At 70.2% G+C, this 18,507-nt stretch carries 14 protein-coding genes and 1 pseudogene; 4 read left to right on the top strand and 11 right to left on the bottom strand.

Going from position 1 to position 18,507, the window contains the following annotated elements; all coding sequences use genetic code 11:
* Positions 1-8 precede the first annotated feature (8 nt).
* Positions 9-869 (bottom strand): dTDP-4-dehydrorhamnose reductase, encoded by an 861-nt coding sequence (gene rfbD, locus AWC16_RS21795; RefSeq protein ID WP_085266799.1) that lies wholly within the window; start codon positions 867-869, stop codon positions 9-11.
* Positions 870-1,051: 182 nt separating this feature from the next.
* On the opposite strand from rfbD, the gene AWC16_RS21790 reads away from it, so the two are divergent.
* The 4 genes from AWC16_RS21790 to ctpC all read left to right on the top strand — a co-directional run bounded on the left by AWC16_RS21790 (position 1,052) and on the right by ctpC (position 5,907).
* On the top strand, positions 1,052-2,521 hold the full coding sequence (locus AWC16_RS21790) for an LCP family protein (RefSeq protein WP_207572380.1): 1,470 nt from the start codon (positions 1,052-1,054) through the stop codon (positions 2,519-2,521).
* Between the two features lie 10 nt (positions 2,522-2,531).
* Entirely contained in the window at positions 2,532-3,257 is a 726-nt protein-coding gene (locus tag AWC16_RS21785) for a TIGR03089 family protein (protein ID WP_474628967.1), read from the top strand.
* Positions 3,258-3,430: 173 nt separating this feature from the next.
* Entirely contained in the window at positions 3,431-3,712 is a 282-nt protein-coding gene (locus AWC16_RS21780; RefSeq protein ID WP_085266798.1) for a DUF1490 family protein, read from the top strand.
* 5 nt (positions 3,713-3,717) lie between these two features.
* Positions 3,718-5,907 (top strand): manganese-exporting P-type ATPase CtpC, encoded by a 2,190-nt coding sequence (gene ctpC, locus AWC16_RS21775; protein WP_085266797.1) that lies wholly within the window; start codon positions 3,718-3,720, stop codon positions 5,905-5,907.
* A gap of 97 nt (positions 5,908-6,004) precedes the next feature.
* Here ctpC and AWC16_RS21770 read toward each other — a convergent pair whose 3' ends face one another.
* From AWC16_RS21770 to AWC16_RS21725, 10 genes and pseudogenes are all read right to left on the bottom strand, one after another.
* Entirely contained in the window at positions 6,005-6,625 is a 621-nt protein-coding gene (locus tag AWC16_RS21770; RefSeq protein WP_085266866.1) for a cation efflux transmembrane domain-containing protein, read from the bottom strand.
* Between the two features lie 175 nt (positions 6,626-6,800).
* Positions 6,801-8,828 carry a serine/threonine-protein kinase PknD gene (locus AWC16_RS21765; protein ID WP_085266796.1) on the bottom strand — a complete coding sequence of 676 codons (2,028 nt, stop codon included), beginning with the start codon at positions 8,826-8,828 and terminating at the stop codon, positions 6,801-6,803.
* Between the two features lie 87 nt (positions 8,829-8,915).
* Positions 8,916-10,046, bottom strand: a complete 1,131-nt coding sequence (pstS, locus tag AWC16_RS21760; protein WP_085266795.1) for a phosphate ABC transporter substrate-binding protein PstS — start codon at positions 10,044-10,046, stop codon at positions 8,916-8,918.
* Positions 10,045-11,358: pseudogene (locus AWC16_RS21755) on the bottom strand (acyltransferase family protein); the annotation flags it as partial. The pseudogene AWC16_RS21755 and the gene pstS, both read right to left, overlap by 2 nt.
* Positions 11,358-13,112: a DUF2339 domain-containing protein gene (locus AWC16_RS21750; RefSeq protein ID WP_085266793.1), complete on the bottom strand. Its 1,755-nt coding sequence runs from the start codon at positions 13,110-13,112 to the stop codon at positions 11,358-11,360. The gene AWC16_RS21750 and the pseudogene AWC16_RS21755, both read right to left, overlap by 1 nt.
* Before the next feature lie 61 nt (positions 13,113-13,173).
* Entirely contained in the window at positions 13,174-13,803 is a 630-nt protein-coding gene (locus tag AWC16_RS21745; RefSeq protein WP_085266792.1) for a response regulator, read from the bottom strand.
* The gene (macS, locus tag AWC16_RS21740; RefSeq protein WP_085266791.1) at positions 13,803-14,927 is read right to left on the bottom strand and encodes a MacS family sensor histidine kinase; all 1,125 of its coding nucleotides are present in this window, start codon (positions 14,925-14,927) and stop codon (positions 13,803-13,805) included. The genes AWC16_RS21745 and macS overlap by 1 nt, the downstream gene beginning before the upstream one ends.
* Positions 14,924-16,078: an acetate kinase gene (locus tag AWC16_RS21735; protein ID WP_109561535.1), complete on the bottom strand. Its 1,155-nt coding sequence runs from the start codon at positions 16,076-16,078 to the stop codon at positions 14,924-14,926. Before AWC16_RS21735 ends, macS begins: the two co-directional genes overlap by 4 nt.
* Complete coding sequence (gene pta / locus AWC16_RS21730; RefSeq protein ID WP_085266790.1) at positions 16,075-18,162, bottom strand: phosphate acetyltransferase; 2,088 nt, start codon at positions 18,160-18,162, stop codon at positions 16,075-16,077. Before pta ends, AWC16_RS21735 begins: the two co-directional genes overlap by 4 nt.
* Before the next feature lie 4 nt (positions 18,163-18,166).
* Positions 18,167-18,457, bottom strand: a complete 291-nt coding sequence (locus AWC16_RS21725) for a hypothetical protein (RefSeq protein ID WP_133056021.1) — start codon at positions 18,455-18,457, stop codon at positions 18,167-18,169.
* Positions 18,458-18,507 lie beyond the last annotated feature (50 nt).

Raw genomic sequence — 18,507 nt, 5'->3', positions numbered from 1 at the left:
CGTAGAGGTTATCTGGCCAGTGCCGCGGACAGCGCATCGCTCCACCGGCGTAGCGGCGCCAGGCCGGCGCGCGCCGACTCCGCCCCCGACAGTGCCGAGTAGGCCGGCCGGGGCGCCGGCCGCGGATACGCGGCGCTGCTGACCGGGCGCACCCGGTCCGGGTCGGCACCGAGCGCTTCGAACACCGCGCGGGCCTGTTCGTAGCGGCTGGCCGCACCGGCGTTGGCGGCATGCAGCACCCGGGCCCGGGGCCGCGCCTGGGCCAGCGCCAGCAGCGCATCGACCAGGTCACCGACGTAGGTCGGGGACCCGACCTGGTCGTCGACCACCTCCACGCCTCCATCACCGGCGGCCCGCTCGGCCATCACCGCGACGAAGTCCGAACCGCCGGGCGCGCCGGTGTAGACCCAGGCGGTACGCACCACCAGCGCGTCCGGCGAGGCCGCCAGCACCGCGTTCTCGCCGGCCAGTTTGGTCCTGCCATAGACGGACAGCGGCCGGGTCGCATCGCCGGGCTCGTACGGGTGCGGCGCGGCACCGCCGAAGTCGCCGTCGAAGACGTAGTCGGTGGAGATGTGGATCAGCAGCGCACCGGCCCGCGCGCAGGCCGCGGCCAGATGCCCCGGCCCGGCCGCGTTGACGGCATGAGCGCGATCTGCATCGGTCTCGGCGGCATCGACCTGGGTGTAGGCCGCGCAGTTGACCAGCACGTCACCGGGCCGCAGATCGACGGCGTCCACCGCGGCGGGGTCGGTGATATCGCACTGCGCCGAGGTCAGGGCCAGCACCTCAAGGCCTCTCTCGGCGGCGCGGGCCGCCAGGAAGCTGCCTACCTGGCCGCCGGCACCGGTGATCACGATCCGTGTCATAACGGCCGAGCTTATGCGGCGGCTCCAGCTTCGCCTCTCCTCCGTCGAGGCTCGCTAAACCGCCCAGCTCATGCGGCGGCTCCAGCTTCGCCTCTCCTCCGTCGAGGCTCGCTAAACCGCCGAGTCTGGCACGCCGACCTCGGCTACCGCCGATACAGCCGTGACGCAAGTAGCCTGAAGTGATGCCTGCGCAACGTGTGGTTCGTGTGATCGCCACGGTGGCAGCCGTCGCCGTCGTACTGGGCACCGGCGTGGCCTGGAGCCGCGTCCGGTCCTTCGAGGACGGCATCTTCCACGTCACATCGCTGGCGCTGGGCAAAGGCGGGTCCGACGGCGCGGTCGACATCCTGCTGGTCGGTATGGACAGCCGCACCGACGCCCACGGCAACCCGCTGACCCCGGAAGAGTTGGCCGCGCTGCGGGTCGGCGACGACGACGCCACCAACACCGACACCATCATCCTGGTCCGGATCCCCAACAACGGGAAGTCGGCCACCGCGATCTCGATCCCCCGAGACTCCTACGTGACCGGGCCCGACCTGGAACGGACCAAGATCAACGGCGTCTACGGCGCCACCAGGCTCGAGACCGCCGACGCGTTGGTCGAATCCGGGATGGACCCGGTGGAAGCGCAGGCGCACGGCACCGCGGCCGGCCGCGAGGCGCTGATCAAGACGGTGGCCGCCCTGACCGGTGTCACCGTCGACCACTACGCCGAGGTCGGGCTGCTCGGCTTCTCGCTGATCACCGACGCCCTCGGCGGTGTCGACGTCTGCCTCAACGAGCCGGTGTACGAAGAGCTCTCCGGCGCCGACTTCCCGGCCGGCTGGCAGCGACTCGGCGGCGCCCAGGCGCTGAGCTTCGTGCGGCAGCGCCACGAACTCCCGCACGGCGACCTCGACCGGGTCCGCCGCCAGCAGGCGGTGATGGCGGCGCTGGCGCACCAGGTCATCTCCGGCAGAACGCTGTCCAGTCCGGGCACCCTGTCGCGGCTGCAGGCCGCGGTGCAGCGGTCGGTCGTGCTGTCGGAAGGCTGGGACGTGATGGATTTCATCACCAAGCTGCAGGATCTGGCCGCGGGCAAGGTCGCGTTCGCCACCATCCCGGTGCTCGAGGAATCCGGGTGGAGCGACGACGGGATGCAGAGCGTGGTGCGCGTCGATCCCGCCCAGGTGGCCGAGTGGGTGGCCGGACTGCTGCATGACCAGGACGAGGGCAAGATCGAGCAACTGGCCTACAACCCGGAACACACCACGGCCAGCGTGCTCAACGACACCGACATCAACGGGCTGGCTGCCGCAGTCTCAGGTGTGCTGAATGCCAAGGGATTCGGCACCGGATCGGTCGGGAACAACGAAGCCGGCCATGTGCCCACCAGCCAGGTCCAAGCCGCCTCCGCCGACGACCCCGGCGCCCAGGCGGTGGCCAGGGATCTGGGTGGGTTGCCGGTGGTGTCCAACGAGTCGGTGCCGACCGGCGCGGTGCGGGTGGTGCTGGCAGGCGACTACACCGGGCCGGGCTCGGGCCTGGGCTCCGGAGACCGCGCGGAGGTGGCCGGAATCTCCGGCACCGACGACGGCGAGCTGCCCGAAATTCCCGCTCCGTCACCGATTCTGACCGCGGGTTCCAACGACCCGCAGTGCGTGAACTAACGTCGCTGAGGTGACCAACCTCAGCTCGGCGATCCTTGATCCGATCATGCGCGCCGACCCGGTGGGCCCCCGGATCACCCACTACGACGACGCCACCGGCGAACGCATCGAGCTGTCCGCCGCGACCCTGGCGAACTGGGCCGCCAAGACGGGCAACCTGCTGCGCGACGAGCTCGGCGCCGGGCCGGGCAGTCGGATCGCGGTGCTGCTCCCGGCGCACTGGCAGACCGCGGCGGTGCTGTTCGGTGTGTGGTGGATCGGGGCCGAGGTACTGCTCGCGCAACCGGGCGGGGCTGCCGATATCGCGCTGTGCACCGCCGACCGGCTCGACGAGGCCGACGCGACGGTCACCGCGAGCGGCGGCGAGGTGGTCGTGCTGTCCCTGGACGCGTTCGGTCGCCCGGCTCCGGAGCTTCCGGTGGGGGTTACCGACTATGCGACCGCGGTGCGGGTGCACGGCGACCAGATCGACCCCGAGCGCATCCCCGGTCCGGCGCTGGCCGGATCGTCCGCCGACGACGTGTTGGCCTCCTGCGAAAAGGCTGTGGCAACAATGGGTTTGACGTCTTCGGATCGAGTGTGGTCGACGCACGGGTGGGACACCCCGGCGGAGCTGATCGACAACATGCTGGCGGTGTTCGCCACGGGCGCGTCGCTGGTGCAGGTCAGCAACCCGGATCCCGAGGTGCAGGAACGCCGCTGCGATGCCGAGAAGGTGACGCGGACGTTGGACTGAACGGTTCTGCCATGGCCGCGAGCGGGAATGTCACGACGCGACACGTGTCACGTCGTCGGGTTCCGGCTGGGCACCTACTTCCGTGGCTCCGCAGATCCGGGATTCATGCATAAATGCTTATATGCTGATACTCTTACCCGCAAGAACCGGACCTACCTAAGAGGAGATGGCTCATGGCCGTGCAGGGGTTGCTGGTGAAAGCGGCGTCGACGGTGTTCACCGGACTGGTCGGGGTGAGTGCCTACGAGGTGGTGCGCAGGGCGCTGGAGAAGGCTCCGCTGCATGAGGCCGCGGTCACCGCCACCGAGTGGAGTCTTCGTGGGACTCGGCGGGCCGAGGAGGTCGCCGAGTCGGCACGGCTGAAGATGGCCGACGTGGTCGCCGAGGCACGCGAACGCATCGGCGAGGAGGCCACCCCGCCGGCCGCGGCGGTCGAGCACAACCACGACCACTGACCGCCATGAGCACGTCCACCGACGAGCTGACGGTCGTCTCCGACGCCGCCGGCCGGATGCGGGTACGGGTGCCCTGGGTCCGCGGCGACTCGCGGCGCGCGGTGGCCGCGGAGGAGGCCGCCGGCCGGGTCAACGGCGTGCGCACCGTGCACGCCTATCCGCGCACCGGCGCCGTCGTGGTGTGGTACTCCCCGAAACGGTCTGATACCGCGGAGATTCTCGCGGCGATCCGGGACGCCGCCACCGTGGCGGCCGAGCTGATCCCGGCCCGCACCCCGCGCTCGGCGGACATCCGCAACACCGACGTGCTGCGCATGGTGATCGGTGGCGCGGCGCTGGCACTGCTGGGGGTACGCCGCTACGTGTTCGTCCGCCCGCCACTGCTGGGACCCAGCGGCCAGCTCGTCGCGACCGGAGCCACGGTCTTCATGGGCTACCCCTTCCTGCGGGGTGCGCTGCGCTCGATCCGGTCCGGCAAGGCCGGCACCGACGCCCTGGTGACCGCCGCGACCGTCGCCAGCCTGGTGCTGCGGGAGAACGTGGTGGCGCTCACCGTGCTGTGGCTGCTCAACATCGGCGAGTACCTGCAGGACCTCACCCTGCGCCGCACCCGTCGCGCGATCTCGGATCTGCTGCGCGGCAACCAGGACACCGCCTGGGTCCGTGTGGCCGACGGGACTGAAGTGCAGGTGCCGATCGACACGGTGCAGATCGGCGATGACGTGATCATCCACGACCACGTGGCGATCCCGGTCGACGGCGAAGTCGTCGACGGCGATGCCATCGTCGACCAGTCCGCGATCACCGGAGAGACCCTGCCGGTCAGCGTCATCGCCGGGGCGAGCGTGCACGCCGGCTCGGTGGTGGTGCGCGGCCGGATTGTGGTGCGTGCCACCGCGGTCGGCGGCCAGACGGTGATCGGCCGCATCATCAGCCGGGTCGAGGAGGCGCAGCATGACCGCGCGCCGATCCAGACCGTCGGCGAGAATTTCTCCCGCCGCTTCGTGCCGGCCTCGTTCGTCCTGTCGGCGCTCACCCTGGTGCTCACCGGCGATGTCCGCCGCGCGATGACCATGCTGCTGATCGCCTGCCCGTGCGCCGTGGGACTGTCCACACCGACCGCGATCAGCGCGGCGATCGGCAACGGCGCGCGACGCGGCATCCTGATCAAGGGCGGCTCGCATCTGGAGCAGGCCGGCCGCGTGGACGCCATCGTGTTCGACAAGACCGGAACGCTGACGGTGGGCCGGCCGGTGGTGACCAATATCGTTGCCATCCATAAGGACTGGCAACCCGAACAGGTGCTCGCCTACGCCGCCAGCTCGGAGCTGCACTCGCGTCACCCGCTGGCGGAGGCGGTGATCCGGTCCACCGAGGAACGCCATATCAGCATCCCGCCGCACGAGGAATGCGAAGTCCTGGTCGGTTTGGGCATCCGCACCTGGGCCGACGGACGCACCCTGCTGCTGGGCAGCCCGAACCTGCTGCGCTCCGAGAAGGTCCGCATCTCGAAGAAGGCGGCGGGTTGGGTCGCCAAACTGCGCGCGCAGGCCGAGACACCGCTGCTGCTGGCGGTCGACGGCACCTTGGTCGGGTTGATCAGCCTGCGCGACGAGGTACGCCCGGAGGCGTGCGACGTGCTTGATGAGTTGCGCGCCAACGGTGTCCGCCGCATCGTCATGCTCACCGGCGATCACCCGGACACCGCTGCGGCGGTGGCCGCCGAACTCGGTATCGACGAATGGCGTGCCGAGGTGCTGCCGGAGGACAAGCTGCAGGTGGTCCGCGATCTGCAGGACGAGGGCTACGTGGTCGGCATGGTCGGCGACGGCGTCAACGACGCGCCGGCGTTGGCCGCTGCCGACATCGGGATCGCCATGGGGTTGGCCGGAACCGACGTGGCGGTGGAGACCGCCGATGTCGCCCTGGCCAACGACGACCTGCGCCGGCTGCTCGACGTCCGGGACCTGGGCGGCCGGGCCGTCGACGTGATCCGGCAGAACTACGGCATGTCGATCGCGGTCAATGCCGCAGGCCTGCTGATCGGCGCCGGTGGCGCGTTGTCACCGGTGCTGGCGGCGATCCTGCACAACGCCTCGTCGGTGGCCGTCGTCGCCAACAGTTCGCGGCTGATTCGCTACCGGCTGGGCTCCGATGCATCGACGCCGATGGCGTCCGTGCCGGCCATGCCGTAATCTGACTGCGTCCCGACTGTTCCTGTCGAGCAACACCACCAGCTCCAGGGCAGTCGGGACTTTGCGTGAACAGCCTTTCAGCAGGCTTCAGCAGCCCTCAACAGCCACAGCCCTCGCCGCGCCAGGACCGGAAGCCCTGCCACACCGAGACGGCGGCCACCCCCAGACCGATCAGCGGGTCCAGCCACCAACCGCCGGCCCAGTGGGCGGTGAGGGTGAGCCCGACCAGCACGGCGGCGGCCTGGATCGCGCACAGATAGTTCTGCACTCCCTCGCCGACGGTCGCCGCCGAGCCCAGCCGGTTGCCGAGCCGACGCTGCGCGCGGCCCAGGATCGGCATCACCAGCACCGCCGCTGCGGTGATCGCGATGCCGATGACACTGCCCTCGCTGCGATGCTCGCCGAACAGGTGGCGTACCGATTCGGCGGCGATGTAGGGGGCGTTGATCCAGAACGACAGCGCCACTCCGATCTGGGCACGCCGCTCGGCCGTGTCGGACAGCGTGCGGGCTCCGGTGAACCGCCAGATCACCACGGCGCCGGCCAGCCCTTCGGGAATGGCGCCCAGCGCCCACCCGGTCAGGGCGATCGAACCGGCCGCCAGGCCCTGCCACAGGCCCACGACACCTTCCACGCCCACCAGCACCAGGCTGACCCAGGCGAGCCGACGGGCCCATACCGCGGCGCGGTGCCAGCCGACATCAACAACCGGGCGAATGGGCCCAACGGAATGGGTGTGCCCGGCGTGATGATGATGGTGGTCGTGGTGCGGAGCACCGGTCACCGGTTCGGTGAGTCCCGCCTCGGGGCCCGCGACGCGACTGTCCACGGTGAAAATGCTACCTGCCGATCACGTGAGGCAGCCGTCACAGTTTTCGGTGCCGCGCCGGCCTTCAGCGGTTTGCTGCCACCTTGACCACCCGGTCATTGCCGCGGTCGGCGGCATAGACGTTCCCCTGCTTGTCGACGGCGACGTCCAGCGGCGCGTTGAGACCGGTGAACGGCAACACCTCCGGGATCGCCGCCCCGGCCGCCAGTTTCACGACCTTGTTGCGGTTGTGCTCGGTGACGTAGACGCTGCCGCCGTCGTCCACCGCGATACCCCAGGGCGCGACTATGCCGGTGAAGGGCAACACCACCTGTTCGTTCGACGCAGCCGGCAGCTTGAGCACCCGGTTGTTACCGGTGTCGGTGACGTAGACGTTGCCCTCGGAGTCCACTGCGACCCCGTCGGGCTTGTTGAGCCCGACGAACGGCAGCGTGCTCTGGGTGTTGGTGGCGGCTTCCAGCCGCAGCACCACGTCGCTGCCGCGGTCGGCGACGTAGACGTTGCCATCGGAATCCACCGCCACCCCGTCCGGGTCGTCCAGGCCGGCGAACGGCAGCACCGTGTGCGTGTCGGACTCGGACCCGAGCTTGACCACCCGGTTGTTGACGTCGGAGAAGTAGACGTTGCCGCTGTTGTCGACCACCAGGCCGCGCGGCTGGTACTGGTCGCTGAACGGCAACACCGTCGAGGCGTCCGAATCGGCGGCCAGTTTCACCACCCGACCGTGCATGCCCTCGCTGGCGACATAGACGTTGCCGTCGCCGTCCAGCGCCACGCCGCCCGGCGAGAGCCGGTAGTCGAGGTCGGTGAACGGCAACACCACCTGCGGGGGCGCTGCCACCGGCGTCGCAGTCGAAGGCCGGGTCACCAGGTTCCCGATCCCGGCGACGAGCGCAACCGCGGCGAACACGGCTGCGGCCACCAGCACCGGCTTGCGGGGCAGCCGCCAGCGCCGGGCCGGCGGGGGCATGGCCGGTGTCCCGGTCTCCAGGTCGCTGCGCAGCAGGGGGGACATCGGGAACGGCGGTGGCAGCGGTCCGCCCAGACCGGCTCCCAAAGCGGAGCCGAAACCAGCTTCTGGACCTACCCACCCCGGTCGGCCCACCCCGGCCGGCACCGGTTGCCGTGCCACGCCACTCCAGCCACCCCGGCCCTGGCCTCGGGGCTCGGTTCGGGGCTCAGGCTCCAGGCCACCGGGCAGGTGCAGTGCGGGCTCGCCGCGCCGCAGAATCCGGGACACCTGGTGGCGTTCGGGCTCGGTCAGTGCCTGGTAGGCGGCGGCGGCCAGCTCGCCGGCGCTGCTGTAGCGGTCCTCGGGCCTGCGGGCCAGCGCGTGGGCCAGCACCTCGTCGATGGCCGCCGGAACACGCCCCGGGCGGAGCTTGCTGGGTTGCGGGGGTGCGGCACTTCGGCGTTCTTCGATCGCCTCGTCGACGGTGTCGGCGGTGAACGGGCGCTCCCCGCTCAGCGCCTCGGCCAGCACGCAGGCCAGCGAGTAGATGTCGGCGAGGTGGGTGGCCTGCTCTCCGGTCAGGCGCTCGGGCGCCATGTAGTTGACGGTGCCGGCCGCCGGATCTGCCCGCGCACCCGGCTCGGCGATGGCCGCGGCGACGCCGAAGTCCATCAGGTGGGCCAGATCGTCCTCGGTGACCAGGATGTTGTCGGGTTTGACGTCACGGTGGATGACGTAGGCGTTGTGCGCCGCGTCCAGCGCCGCGGCGACCTGCCGCACGATGGCCACCGCCCGCGGCGGACTCAGCGGCCCGCCGTCGGCCAACAGGGTGGCCAGGTCCGTGCCGTCGATCAGGCTCGTCTCCAGGTAGAGCACGTCATCGATCTCGCCGTAGGCGCGGATCGGTACCACGTGCGGCTCGGTCAACTGACCGGCGGCTTCAGCCTCGTCCTCCAGCCGGCTGCGGAAGGCCTCGTCGGAGGAGAGCGATTCGGAGATCAGTTTCAGCGCCACCACCTCGTCGTTGCGAGTGTCCTCGGCGCGGTAGACCTCACCCGCGACGCCGTGACCCAACAACCGGTCCAGCTGATAGGGGCCGAAACGCGACCCGGCCCGCGAACCCGGCTCGGTGTTGTTCACCGACGACGCTCCTTTCGACCACACGGTGCCGCACTACCGCGGCGAAAGACTGGCCACCAGCCTAACCGGCGCCAACGCCGCAAATGGTCACGAGATGGCGTTCACCGAAGCCAGGAGCTTGGTTTGGAAGGACGCCGGGAGCGGAATGGAGCCGTACTGGTCCAGTCCGTCCTGGCCGGGACCGATCGCAGCCTGCAGGAACGCCTTGACCGCCGTGCCGACGGCGGCGTCAGGGTATTTCGAGCACACGATCTGGTAGGTCGCGGACACGATCGGATAGGCGCCCGGGGCGGCCGGCCGGTTCAACGACGTCATGTCCAGCACCAGGTCATGGTCGTGGCCGGAGCCCGGCCCAGAGCCCGCGATGAACTTCGCCCCGTCGATGGTCTTGCCGACCGACTCGGCTGAGATGGACACCGGCGCGGAACCCGCCGAGCTGATGATCTGCGCCATGGGCAACTGCTTGCCGACCGCGAACGACCACTCACCGTAGGTGATCGAGCCGTCGGTGGCCTGCAGCGCCGTCGACGTGCCGTTGCTCCCGGTGGCTGCCTCGCCGATGCCGCCGTTGAACATCTCGCCGGCGCCGCCGAACCACGCACCGTCGGAGGCGTTCTCGAGGTACTTCTGGAAGCTGGCGGTGGTCCCCGACCGGTCGCCGCGGTACACCACATGGATGGGCACCGCGGGCAGCGGGACGCTCGCGTTGAGCGCCTTGATCGCGGGATTGTCCCAGGTGCCGATCGTGCCGTTGAAGATCCTGGCCAGGGTGGGGCCGTCCAGGTTCAGGCTGTTCACACCGTTGATGTGATAGCTGATCGCGATCGGCCCGAACACGACCGGCAGATCCCAGGCCGGCGAACCGCACCGCTCCGCGGCGCGATCCGGTTGTCCCTTGGCGGGGTCCAGCGCCGCGTCGGAGCCGGCCAGATCGGTCTCGCTGCCGATGAAGTCGTCCAACCCGGAGACGGAGCCGTTGGCGTTGTAGGCCAGCGCCTGCCCGGGGCAGGCCCGGCTGTAGGCGTAGATGAACTGCTCGATCGCGTTCGCCTGGGCAGTCGAGCCGCTGGCGTGCAGTTCCTGTTTGCCCCCGCAGTCCACCCCCGCGGCCGGGTCCTCACCGGACGCCCACTCACCGGAGCTTCCGCCGCAGGCCGAAACCGTCAGTGCGCCAACAACGAGCAGCGCCGGCAACACCGTGGATCGGCCGAATTTCACAGGACGAAACTGTACCGCGACTCCCTGCTGGAGACCCGCCGGACCGAGCGGCCAGCACCCGCGCACCGATGAGCGCGGCCAGCATGACCGCCACGCAGATCAGCCCGTGGTCTTTGAGGCCCCACTTGACCGCCACCAGCGTGGCCACCCCGGCCGTCATCAGCAGCAACCCCACGGCGGTGCCACGACCCGGTGCCGCCGAGACCGGGCTGTCCCAGCCCGGCAGCGGGTTGTTCTCCAGCGGCCGCAGCACCACGAACAGCAGCGCCACCGCGACGGCCACGATCACCAGCTGCGCGACGCTGACGGCGGCGAAATGCGGCAGGCTCGGGTAGCGGGCCCAGCCCAGCTGGTCGAACGCCAGATGCACACCCAGCAGCACCGGGATATGCCACAGATACAGCGTCATTGCCCCGGAGTTGCCGACGGCGGTCAGCCACCACACCCGCGGCCGCTGCGCCCATCGGGTGATCGCCGGCGCGGCGCAGATCGCCAGCGCGCTCATGGCGATCGCGTGCCCGGCCAGCAGCAGCGACGGCGGGCTGGTGTTGGACAGCTGGTGGTCACCGGTGCCGACCATGCTCAGCTGATAGGGCCCGAACCGCACCAACGCGACGTCGATCGCCAGCAGGACCGCCACAGTTGCCAGCGCGGCGCGCCGGGGCAGCAGTTCTCGACGGTAGGCGACACCGAACATGGCCGGGATGAGCCAGACCGCGAGGTTCAGATAGCCGGCCGGCGCCAGCGCCGGGTGGTTCAGCCGCAGCGCGTCGATGACCGCGATCCCGCCGTAGACACCTGCCACTCCGGCGAAAAGCCTTCCGGTGGTGTTGATCCGGTACAGCATCGGTATGGCGGCCAGCACCAGCACGTAAGCGCCGAGGAACCACAGCAGCTGGATGCTGATCCCGGCGACCGGTTCGTAGACGTGCCGCGGCAGCCACGGGCGCAACAGCGTCAGCGCGACCGCCCAGAATCCCAGGTAGTAGAAGACCGGCCGGAACAGCCGGGTGCAGCGTCTCATCAACCAGCCGCCCCAATCCCCACCCGGCTGCCATGAGGTCAGGCAGGCGGCGGCGCCGGCGAAGAAGAACAGCGGCATGATCTGGGAGATCCAGGTCAGCCCGGCCAGCGCCGGCGATGTGGTGAGCAGGTTGTCCCAGATCAGCACACCGTCGCGGATGACGCTGGTGGCCATCACGGTGTGGCCGGCGACGACGCCGAGCAGCGCGGTGATCCGCATGACGTCCAGGGCGCGGTCGCGCCCGACCGGGGTGGCCGCAGCGAGCTCGGTGGGGTCGGGGAAGCTCATCAACGCTGCCCGCCGGAGTCCTGTTGCGCCAGGCTGCGGGCGTAGCCGGTGCCCATGCCCAGCAGCAGCAGGCCCGCGACGATGAATGCCGCCACCCGGAACATGCCGTCGAGGGTGCCCAGGTCGAACAGGAACAACTTCGCGGTGGCGGCGCCGGTGAGCGCCAGCCCGGTGGTGACCGCCCACGTTCGGGCTTCGCGGTCGGCCAGTCGCAACGCGTAGCGCAGCAGCGCGGCCGCCAACGCGATCCAGCAGAGGGTGGCGACCATGTGGCCGGCCAGGAACCCGCCGGTGCCGCCGATCGCGACGCCGGCGGTGACGGTGAACGCGGTGACGGCGTAGCCGATCAGCGCCCCGCCGGCTGTGGCCAGGACCGGTGCGTCGCCCGAGTTCGTACCTTCGCCAACCCCGCCCGCGACGTATGCGCGTGCGACGGCGATCACGAGCGCGATCAGCAGCACGCTGGCGACCAGCGTGGACACCGTGTCGGCGGTGGGCATCACCGTCGCGGTGATCAGACTGCCCGGTGACGCGTAGCCGAGGTACACGATGACCCCGACGAACCCGAATCCGGCTGCCGCCCAACGCGCCACAGCGCTCTGGCGGCCGGCGACGGCGACCATCACCGCCATAGCCAGCAGGATCGGGGCCAGCACCGAGCCGCTGAACGCCGTGGTGACCGCGATCAGCGCGGCGATCGCGGACAGCGCCGCAAAGACCTGCACGGCGACCGGCGGCAGCGCCCGCCCGACCAGGACGACCGCGAGCATCGCCACCGACAGCGCCGCGGCCAGCACGGTGGCCGGCGCCCGATCCACTGCGGCCCCGGCCGCCAGCACCGGCAGGGTTCCGGCGGCCGTCAGCAGCGCCAGTACGCCCGGCCTGGTGGTGGCCGGCAGCAACAGCAGTCCTCCGACGACGGCCAGGATCGCGGCGACGCAGGCACCGACGATCAGCCAGCGTTGGTCGTGGCCGGACACGACCAGCGCGGCCAACAACGGCAGCGTCGCCGCCGCGATCCGGGCCGCGAACATCCCGATCCAGTCCCTGCCCAACTGCACCGGCAGCGCCGCCGCCGACAGTGCCAACAGGAAACCGATCAGCAGCAGGTCGACGTCACCGGTGAGGATCGGGGCCAGACCGATCAGCGGAACCAGCACCAGCAGTCCGAGGTGTTCGGAGTCCCAGCGCCGCGCCAGGGCCAGGCCGGCGCCGCCCACCGCGGCTGCCAGCGCCAGACCGACGGGCGCGGCCACCCACTGGTAGAACGCGGTGATCGCGATGACGTCCAGGTAGGCCGCGGCGATCCCGGTGGCGGCCAGCGCGATGGCCCCGGTTCGTCCACCCGGCCGGCTGCGCAGCCGGCACGCCGCACCGACCAGCGCAGCCGACAGCGCGAAGCCGCCGGCGACCCGGATCTGGGGCCGCAGGATGCCGGCCTGGGCGGCCAGCACCAGCAGCAGCACCACGCCGACCAGCGTCACCGCCACGCCCGCGACGGCCAGCAGCTTGCCGACCCAGCCCGAGTCGCCCACGGCCGGAGCCGGTTTCGGCTCCGTGACGGCCGGGCGCGACGGGGCCATCGGGGCTATCGAGGCCATTTCGGCGACCGGGGCCATTTGTGGCACTGGAGCCGCCGTGATGCTCAGCATCCGGTCCAGTTCGGCGAGTTCGCCGGAAACACGGTTGAGCTGCCAGGACAGTGCGTGGCATTCGGCGGAGAGCCGGTTGATGACGGCGCGTGGTTCGGTCATGTCGGCCACGATGCCGGGCCGACGGCCGCAGCGGATGAGTAGGACTACTCGACTTGGCCGGTCAGCTGTCCAAGCCGTGCTCGATGGCGTAGCGGGTCGCCTCCACCCGGTTGGCGACCTGCAGTTTGCGAAACGTCGCCTGCACGTGGTTCTCCACGGTGCGGTGGCTCAGTGAGAGCCGCTGGGCGATCTGCTTGGCGGACAGGCCTTTGGCCACGTGACGCAGCACCTCGGTCTCCCGTTCGGTCAGGGCGGGGGTGGCGGGCCCGGCGTCCGAGCTGCGCTCGAGGCGGCGGTACTCACCCAGCACCAGCCCGGCCAGTCCCGGGGTGAACACGGCGCGACCGGCCGCGGTGGCGTGCACGGCATCGGTCAACTCCTCCCGCGAGGCGCTTTTGACCAGGTATCCGATCGCCCCGGCTTTGACGGCCTGCAATACGTCGTCGCGTTCGTCGGAGGCCGACAACACCAACACCCGAGACGACGGTGAGACCTCGAGCACCGCGGTGGTCGCGGCTACCCCGTCGCCGTCACCGAGGCGCATATCCATCAGCACCACGTCGGGTTTGACGACCGCGGCCCGGCGGCGCGCCGTATCCACGGCGTCGGCGGTGGCCACCACGGTGAACCCGGAATCGGCCAGGTCGCGGGCGACCGCGTCTCGCCAGATCGGATGGTCGTCGACCACCATCACCGTCGGATGCTGAGTTCCCACTCGGTTCCCTCCCCGACCTCGGTGTGCAGCACGGCACTGCCGCCCAGCGCCGCCAGCCGGCCCACGATCGACTTCGACACCCCGACGTGGCCCTGGCGGGCGGCTTCTTGCAGTCGGCCGGCGGCGATGCCCACGCCGTCATCGCGCACGCTGACGGTCACCACCTCGCCGAGGTCTTCGCAGAGCACGAACGCCCGGGCGGCGGGACCGGCGTGGGCCCGCACGTTGTCCAGCGCATTGCCCACCGCGGCGTCGAGTTCAGCGGCCGTGTGCCGCTCCAGCACCACCGGGGTGCCCGGCAGGCTCACCGACACCCGGTCGTCCTCGCGACGGCTCAGCAACGCCCGAAGATCGGTGGCATCGGTGTCTGCGCTGAGATCGGCGGAGCTCACCAGGCGGCGCAGCGCACGTTCCTGTTCGCCGGCCAGCTCTGCCAACTCGGCTGTGGCGCCGCCGATCTCGCGTCCCCGGCGGGCGACCAGCGCCAGTACCTGAATGACACCGTCGTGGACGTGCCGGGACAACCGCTCGCGTTCCTCGGTGGCAGCGGACAGCCGGGTCGCCCGCTGCAGCTCGTCGTGCGCCCGCCGTGCCGTCTGCGCTGCCATGCCGACCGCCAGGCCCAGGGCCACCTCGACGATCACGGTGGCGTTGCGGCCGAAGTTGAGGCTCAGGTAGCCCTTGACGACGGCGTTGGCCGCGGCCACCACGGCCCCGGCCGCCATGCCGCCGACCGGGCCGAACTGCAGGGCGCCCGAGACGGTGGCGTTGCTGGCCCACAGCGTCGTCGGCCAGGACTGGTTGTCGAGTTCCCACTGCGGGGAGGCGACCAGGTCGGTGGAGATCATCAGGGCAGCGACGACGACGATGTCGGCGATCACCCACGCCGGGCGGCGGGCGAAGCCGCGCAGGTAGCCGGCCGCGCAGAGTCCGCTCCAGCCGATCAGCCCGGCGAACAACAGCCAGGCCAGTCCGGGCCGGCGCAGGTCGTCGTTGATCGCGAACTGAAATCCCAGCGCGTACAGGCAACTCAGCAGCCGGAACACCTGCGCGGCCCGCCACAGCGGGGTCACCGGATCCAGATCGCGAACGGTGGTCACACGAACTGCCAGGCGGCCCGCGCGATCGCCAGTTCCTCGTTGGTGGGAACCACCAGGACGGTGGTGCGCGACCCGTCGGCAGAGATGATCCGCGCTCCCCTGCCCGCGCGGTTGCGTTCGCGGTCCACGGTGATGCCCAGCCCGTCCAAACCCGCCAGCGCGTCTTCGCGCACCTCGGGCGCGTTCTCCCCCACGCCGGCCGTGAACGCAATCGCGTCGACATGGCCCAGCACCGCCAGGTAGGCGCCGACGTACTTGCGGAGCCGGTGAATGTAGACGTCGTAGGCCAGCGCGGCCGCCTCGCCCGACGCACCGCCGGCCGCTCGCTGCTCGAGCAGCTCCCGGAAGTCGTTGACCCCGCAGAGTCCCTTCAGCCCGGAGCGACGGTTGAGCAACTCGTCGAGCTTGTCGACGCCCAGACCGGCGGTGCGGTTGAGATGGAACAGCACGCCGGGATCGATGTCGCCGCTGCGAGTGCCCATCACCAGGCCTTCCAGCGGGGTAAGCCCCATGGACGTCTCGACGGCCACCCCGCCGCGCACCGCCGAGGCCGAGGCGCCATTGCCCAGGTGCAGCACGATGGTGTTCAGCTCGCCGAGGTCGCGGACCAGCACCGCGGCGACCTCACCGGCGACATACTCGTGCGAGGTGCCGTGAAACCCGTAGCGGCGGATACCGTATCGGCTCGCGACGTCGTGGTCGATCGCGTAGCTGGCGGCGGCGGCCGGCAGCGAGTGGAAGAAGCCGGTGTCGAACACCGCCACATGCGGGACGTCGGGAAAGTCGGTGCGGGCCACCTCGATCCCGATCACGTTGGCCGGGTTGTGCAACGGCGCCAACTCGGCCAGCCGTGCCACCTCGGCCACCACCTCGTCGGTGATCAGCGTGGGTGCGTAGAACAGGTCGCCGCCGTGCACCACCCGGTGCCCTACGGCGCGGACCGCGGCCAGGTCGATGCCGGAGTCGCTGAGTTGCCGGTGGATCAGCCGCAAGCCCGCGGCATGGTCGGCGATCGCGCTGTCCGGCTCTCCGATCTGCTCCACCAGTCCGGAGAGCAGCGCCGGGCCGGCCACCGGATCGACCAGCTGGAACTTGATCGACGAGGAGCCGGAGTTGAGCACCAGCACCAGGCCGGCCGTGGCACCGATCACGGGGTTACCCCCTGCGCCTGAATGGCGGTGATAGCCACCGTGTAGACGATGTCGTCAACCAGCGCGCCCCGGGACAGGTCGTTGACCGGTTTGGCCAGTCCCTGCAACACCGGCCCGATCGCCACCGCACCGGCGCTGCGCTGCACCGCCTTGTAGGTGTTGTTGCCGGTGTTCAGGTCTGGGAACACCAGCACCGTGGCCCGCCCGGCCACCGCCGAGTCCGGCCGCTTCGCCGCGGCCACCCCCGCGTCGACCGCGGCGTCGTACTGGATCGGCCCGTCGGCGAGCAGGTCGGGACGGCGCTCGTGCACCAATTGCGTTGCGGCACGTACCTTGTCGACACCGGCGCCGGACCCGGATTCACCGGTCGAGTAAGACAGCAGCGCCACCCTGGGCTCGATGCCGAACGCGGCCGCGGTGGCTGCCGAGGAGATCGCGATATCGGCGAGTTGCTCGACGGTCGGGTCGGGTACCACCGCGCAGTCGCCGAAAGCCAGCACCCGGTCCGACAGGCACATCAGGAAGACACTGGACACCGTGGACACTCCGGGCGCGGTCCGGATGATCTCGAACGCCGGCCGGATGGTGTGGGCTGTGGTGTGCGCGGCGCCCGAGACCATCCCGTCGGCGATCCCCAGCTGCACCATCATGGTGCCGAAATAGGAGATGTCGCGCATGATCTCGCGGCCACGCTCCTCGGTCATCCCCTTGTGGGCGCGCAGCCGGGCGTATTCGGCGCCGAACGAATCCCGCAGGTCACTGCTCGCGGGGTCGACCACCCGCGCCGCGTCCAGATCCACTCCGAGTTCGGCGCCGCGTTTGCGCACCGCGGCGTCCACCCCGAGCAGGGTCAGATCGACTATGCCGCGGGACAGCAACCGACCGGCTGCCAATAGGATTCGGTCATCGGTTGCTTCCGGCAGCACGATGTGGCGGCGGTCGCTGCGGGCTCGTTCCAGCAGCCGGTACTCGAACATCTGCGGGGTGATGACGGTCGATGCCGGCACCCGGATCCGCTCGGCCAGTTCGGCGCCGTCGACGTGGGTGGCCATCACCTGAAGCGCGGTGTCGATCTTGCGCAGCGCATCGACGGTGATCCGGGAGCCGGTGTTCGACACCTGCTCGGCGGTGTCGTAGGTGCGGTGCGAGGTGGCGATCAGCGGCAGGGTGGGACGCAGCCCCTTGACCAGCTTGTCGATAGCCGGGTGCGGCAGCAGACCGCCGTTGAGGATGATTCCCGCCAGGGACGGGAATCCCTGTGCTTCATGGGCATTCACCAGCGCCAGCAGCACGTCGGAGCGGTCGGCCGGCACGATCACCACCTGGCCCTCGGACAGCCGCTCGAGGATGTTCTCGGCGGTCATCCCGCCGACCATGACACTGAGCGCCTCGCGGCGCAGCAACTCGGGGTCGCCGCTGTAGACGGTGCCGTCCAGTGCGGTGCACAGTTCGGCCATCGTGGGGGCCGACAGCAGCGGCACCTCGGGAACCGCGAACCCCGGCACGCCGGTTCCGGCCAAGGCAGCCCTGATCTCAGCCAGCCGGTCCGGGTCACAGCGGTTGGCGATCACCGCAGCCGGATGCGCGTGTACCGCAGCCACTTCGGCCAGGCAACGTGCGGTGATCTCGCGGATGTCCGACGCGTCGCGGTTGTAGCCGTTGACTGCCAGCACCAGTGGCGCACCCAGGTTCAGCGCGACACGGGCGTTGAAACTCAGTTCACTCGGGTTGACGACGTCGGTGTAGTCGCTGCCGACCACCAGCACGGTGTCGCAATGGCGGGCGACTTCGTGGAACCGCGCGACGATCTCACCCAGCGCGGCTTCCCGGTCGGAGTAGACCTGCTGATAGGTCACCCCCCGGCAGGCGCCGTGGTCGTCGATTGTGGCGGTGGCATGCGCGAGCAGCAGATCGAGTTGCTCGTCGGGCTCCTCCAGCGATCGGACGATAGGCCGGAACACGCCGACCCGGGCCGACGAGGCGGCCAACAGGTGCAGCAGACCCAGCGCGACCACGGACTTGCCGGTGCCGCCCTCGGCGGCGGCCAGATAGATGCTGGATGTACCGGCGTCACCTTCTGCCATCGGATCAGGCCAGCCGACGCAGCACGTCAGACAGTTGAGCGCCGAGTCCGTCGAACCGGCGGTCCATCTGGGCTACAAGCCCGTCAAACCGAACCTCCAGCCCGTCGAACCGAGCCTCCAGCCCGTCGAACCGAGCCTCCAGCCCGTCGAACCGGCTCTCGAGCGTGTCGATCCGCCCGCTCAACTTGGTATCGAGCGCATCGACCTTGCCGCCAACCTGCTCCACCAGCATGTAGAGCGAGTCGATGTCGGCGCGCTGTTGGCGTACCCGACGTTGGATCTCCTGCTCGGACATGTGGTGAAGCCTAACCAGGTACCCGCGCATTCCGCAGTTCACCGGTGTGC

It is taken from the genome of Mycolicibacter longobardus, from assembly GCF_002102265.1.
Taxonomy (GTDB): domain Bacteria; phylum Actinomycetota; class Actinomycetes; order Mycobacteriales; family Mycobacteriaceae; genus Mycobacterium; species Mycobacterium longobardum.
Note: the sequence above shows the minus strand (reverse complement) of the source record. Positions and strands in the feature narration are given on the sequence as shown.

Coding starts and splice junctions, on each gene's coding strand:
- AWC16_RS21790 (WP_207572380.1), top strand. CDS start 1,052: ATGCCTGCGCAACGTGTGGTTCGTGTGATCGCCACGGTGGCAGCCGTC.
- ctpC (WP_085266797.1), top strand. CDS start 3,718: ATGAGCACGTCCACCGACGAGCTGACGGTCGTCTCCGACGCCGCCGGC.
- AWC16_RS21745 (WP_085266792.1), bottom strand. CDS start 13,803: ATGGTGGTCGACGACCATCCGATCTGGCGAGACGCGGTCGCCCGCGAC.
- pta (WP_085266790.1), bottom strand. CDS start 18,162: ATGGCAGAAGGTGACGCCGGTACATCCAGCATCTATCTGGCCGCCGCC.
- AWC16_RS21750 (WP_085266793.1), bottom strand. CDS start 13,112: ATGACCGAACCACGCGCCGTCATCAACCGGCTCTCCGCCGAATGCCAC.
- rfbD (WP_085266799.1), bottom strand. CDS start 869: ATGACACGGATCGTGATCACCGGTGCCGGCGGCCAGGTAGGCAGCTTC.
- AWC16_RS21780 (WP_085266798.1), top strand. CDS start 3,431: ATGGCCGTGCAGGGGTTGCTGGTGAAAGCGGCGTCGACGGTGTTCACC.
- AWC16_RS21725 (WP_133056021.1), bottom strand. CDS start 18,457: ATGTCCGAGCAGGAGATCCAACGTCGGGTACGCCAACAGCGCGCCGAC.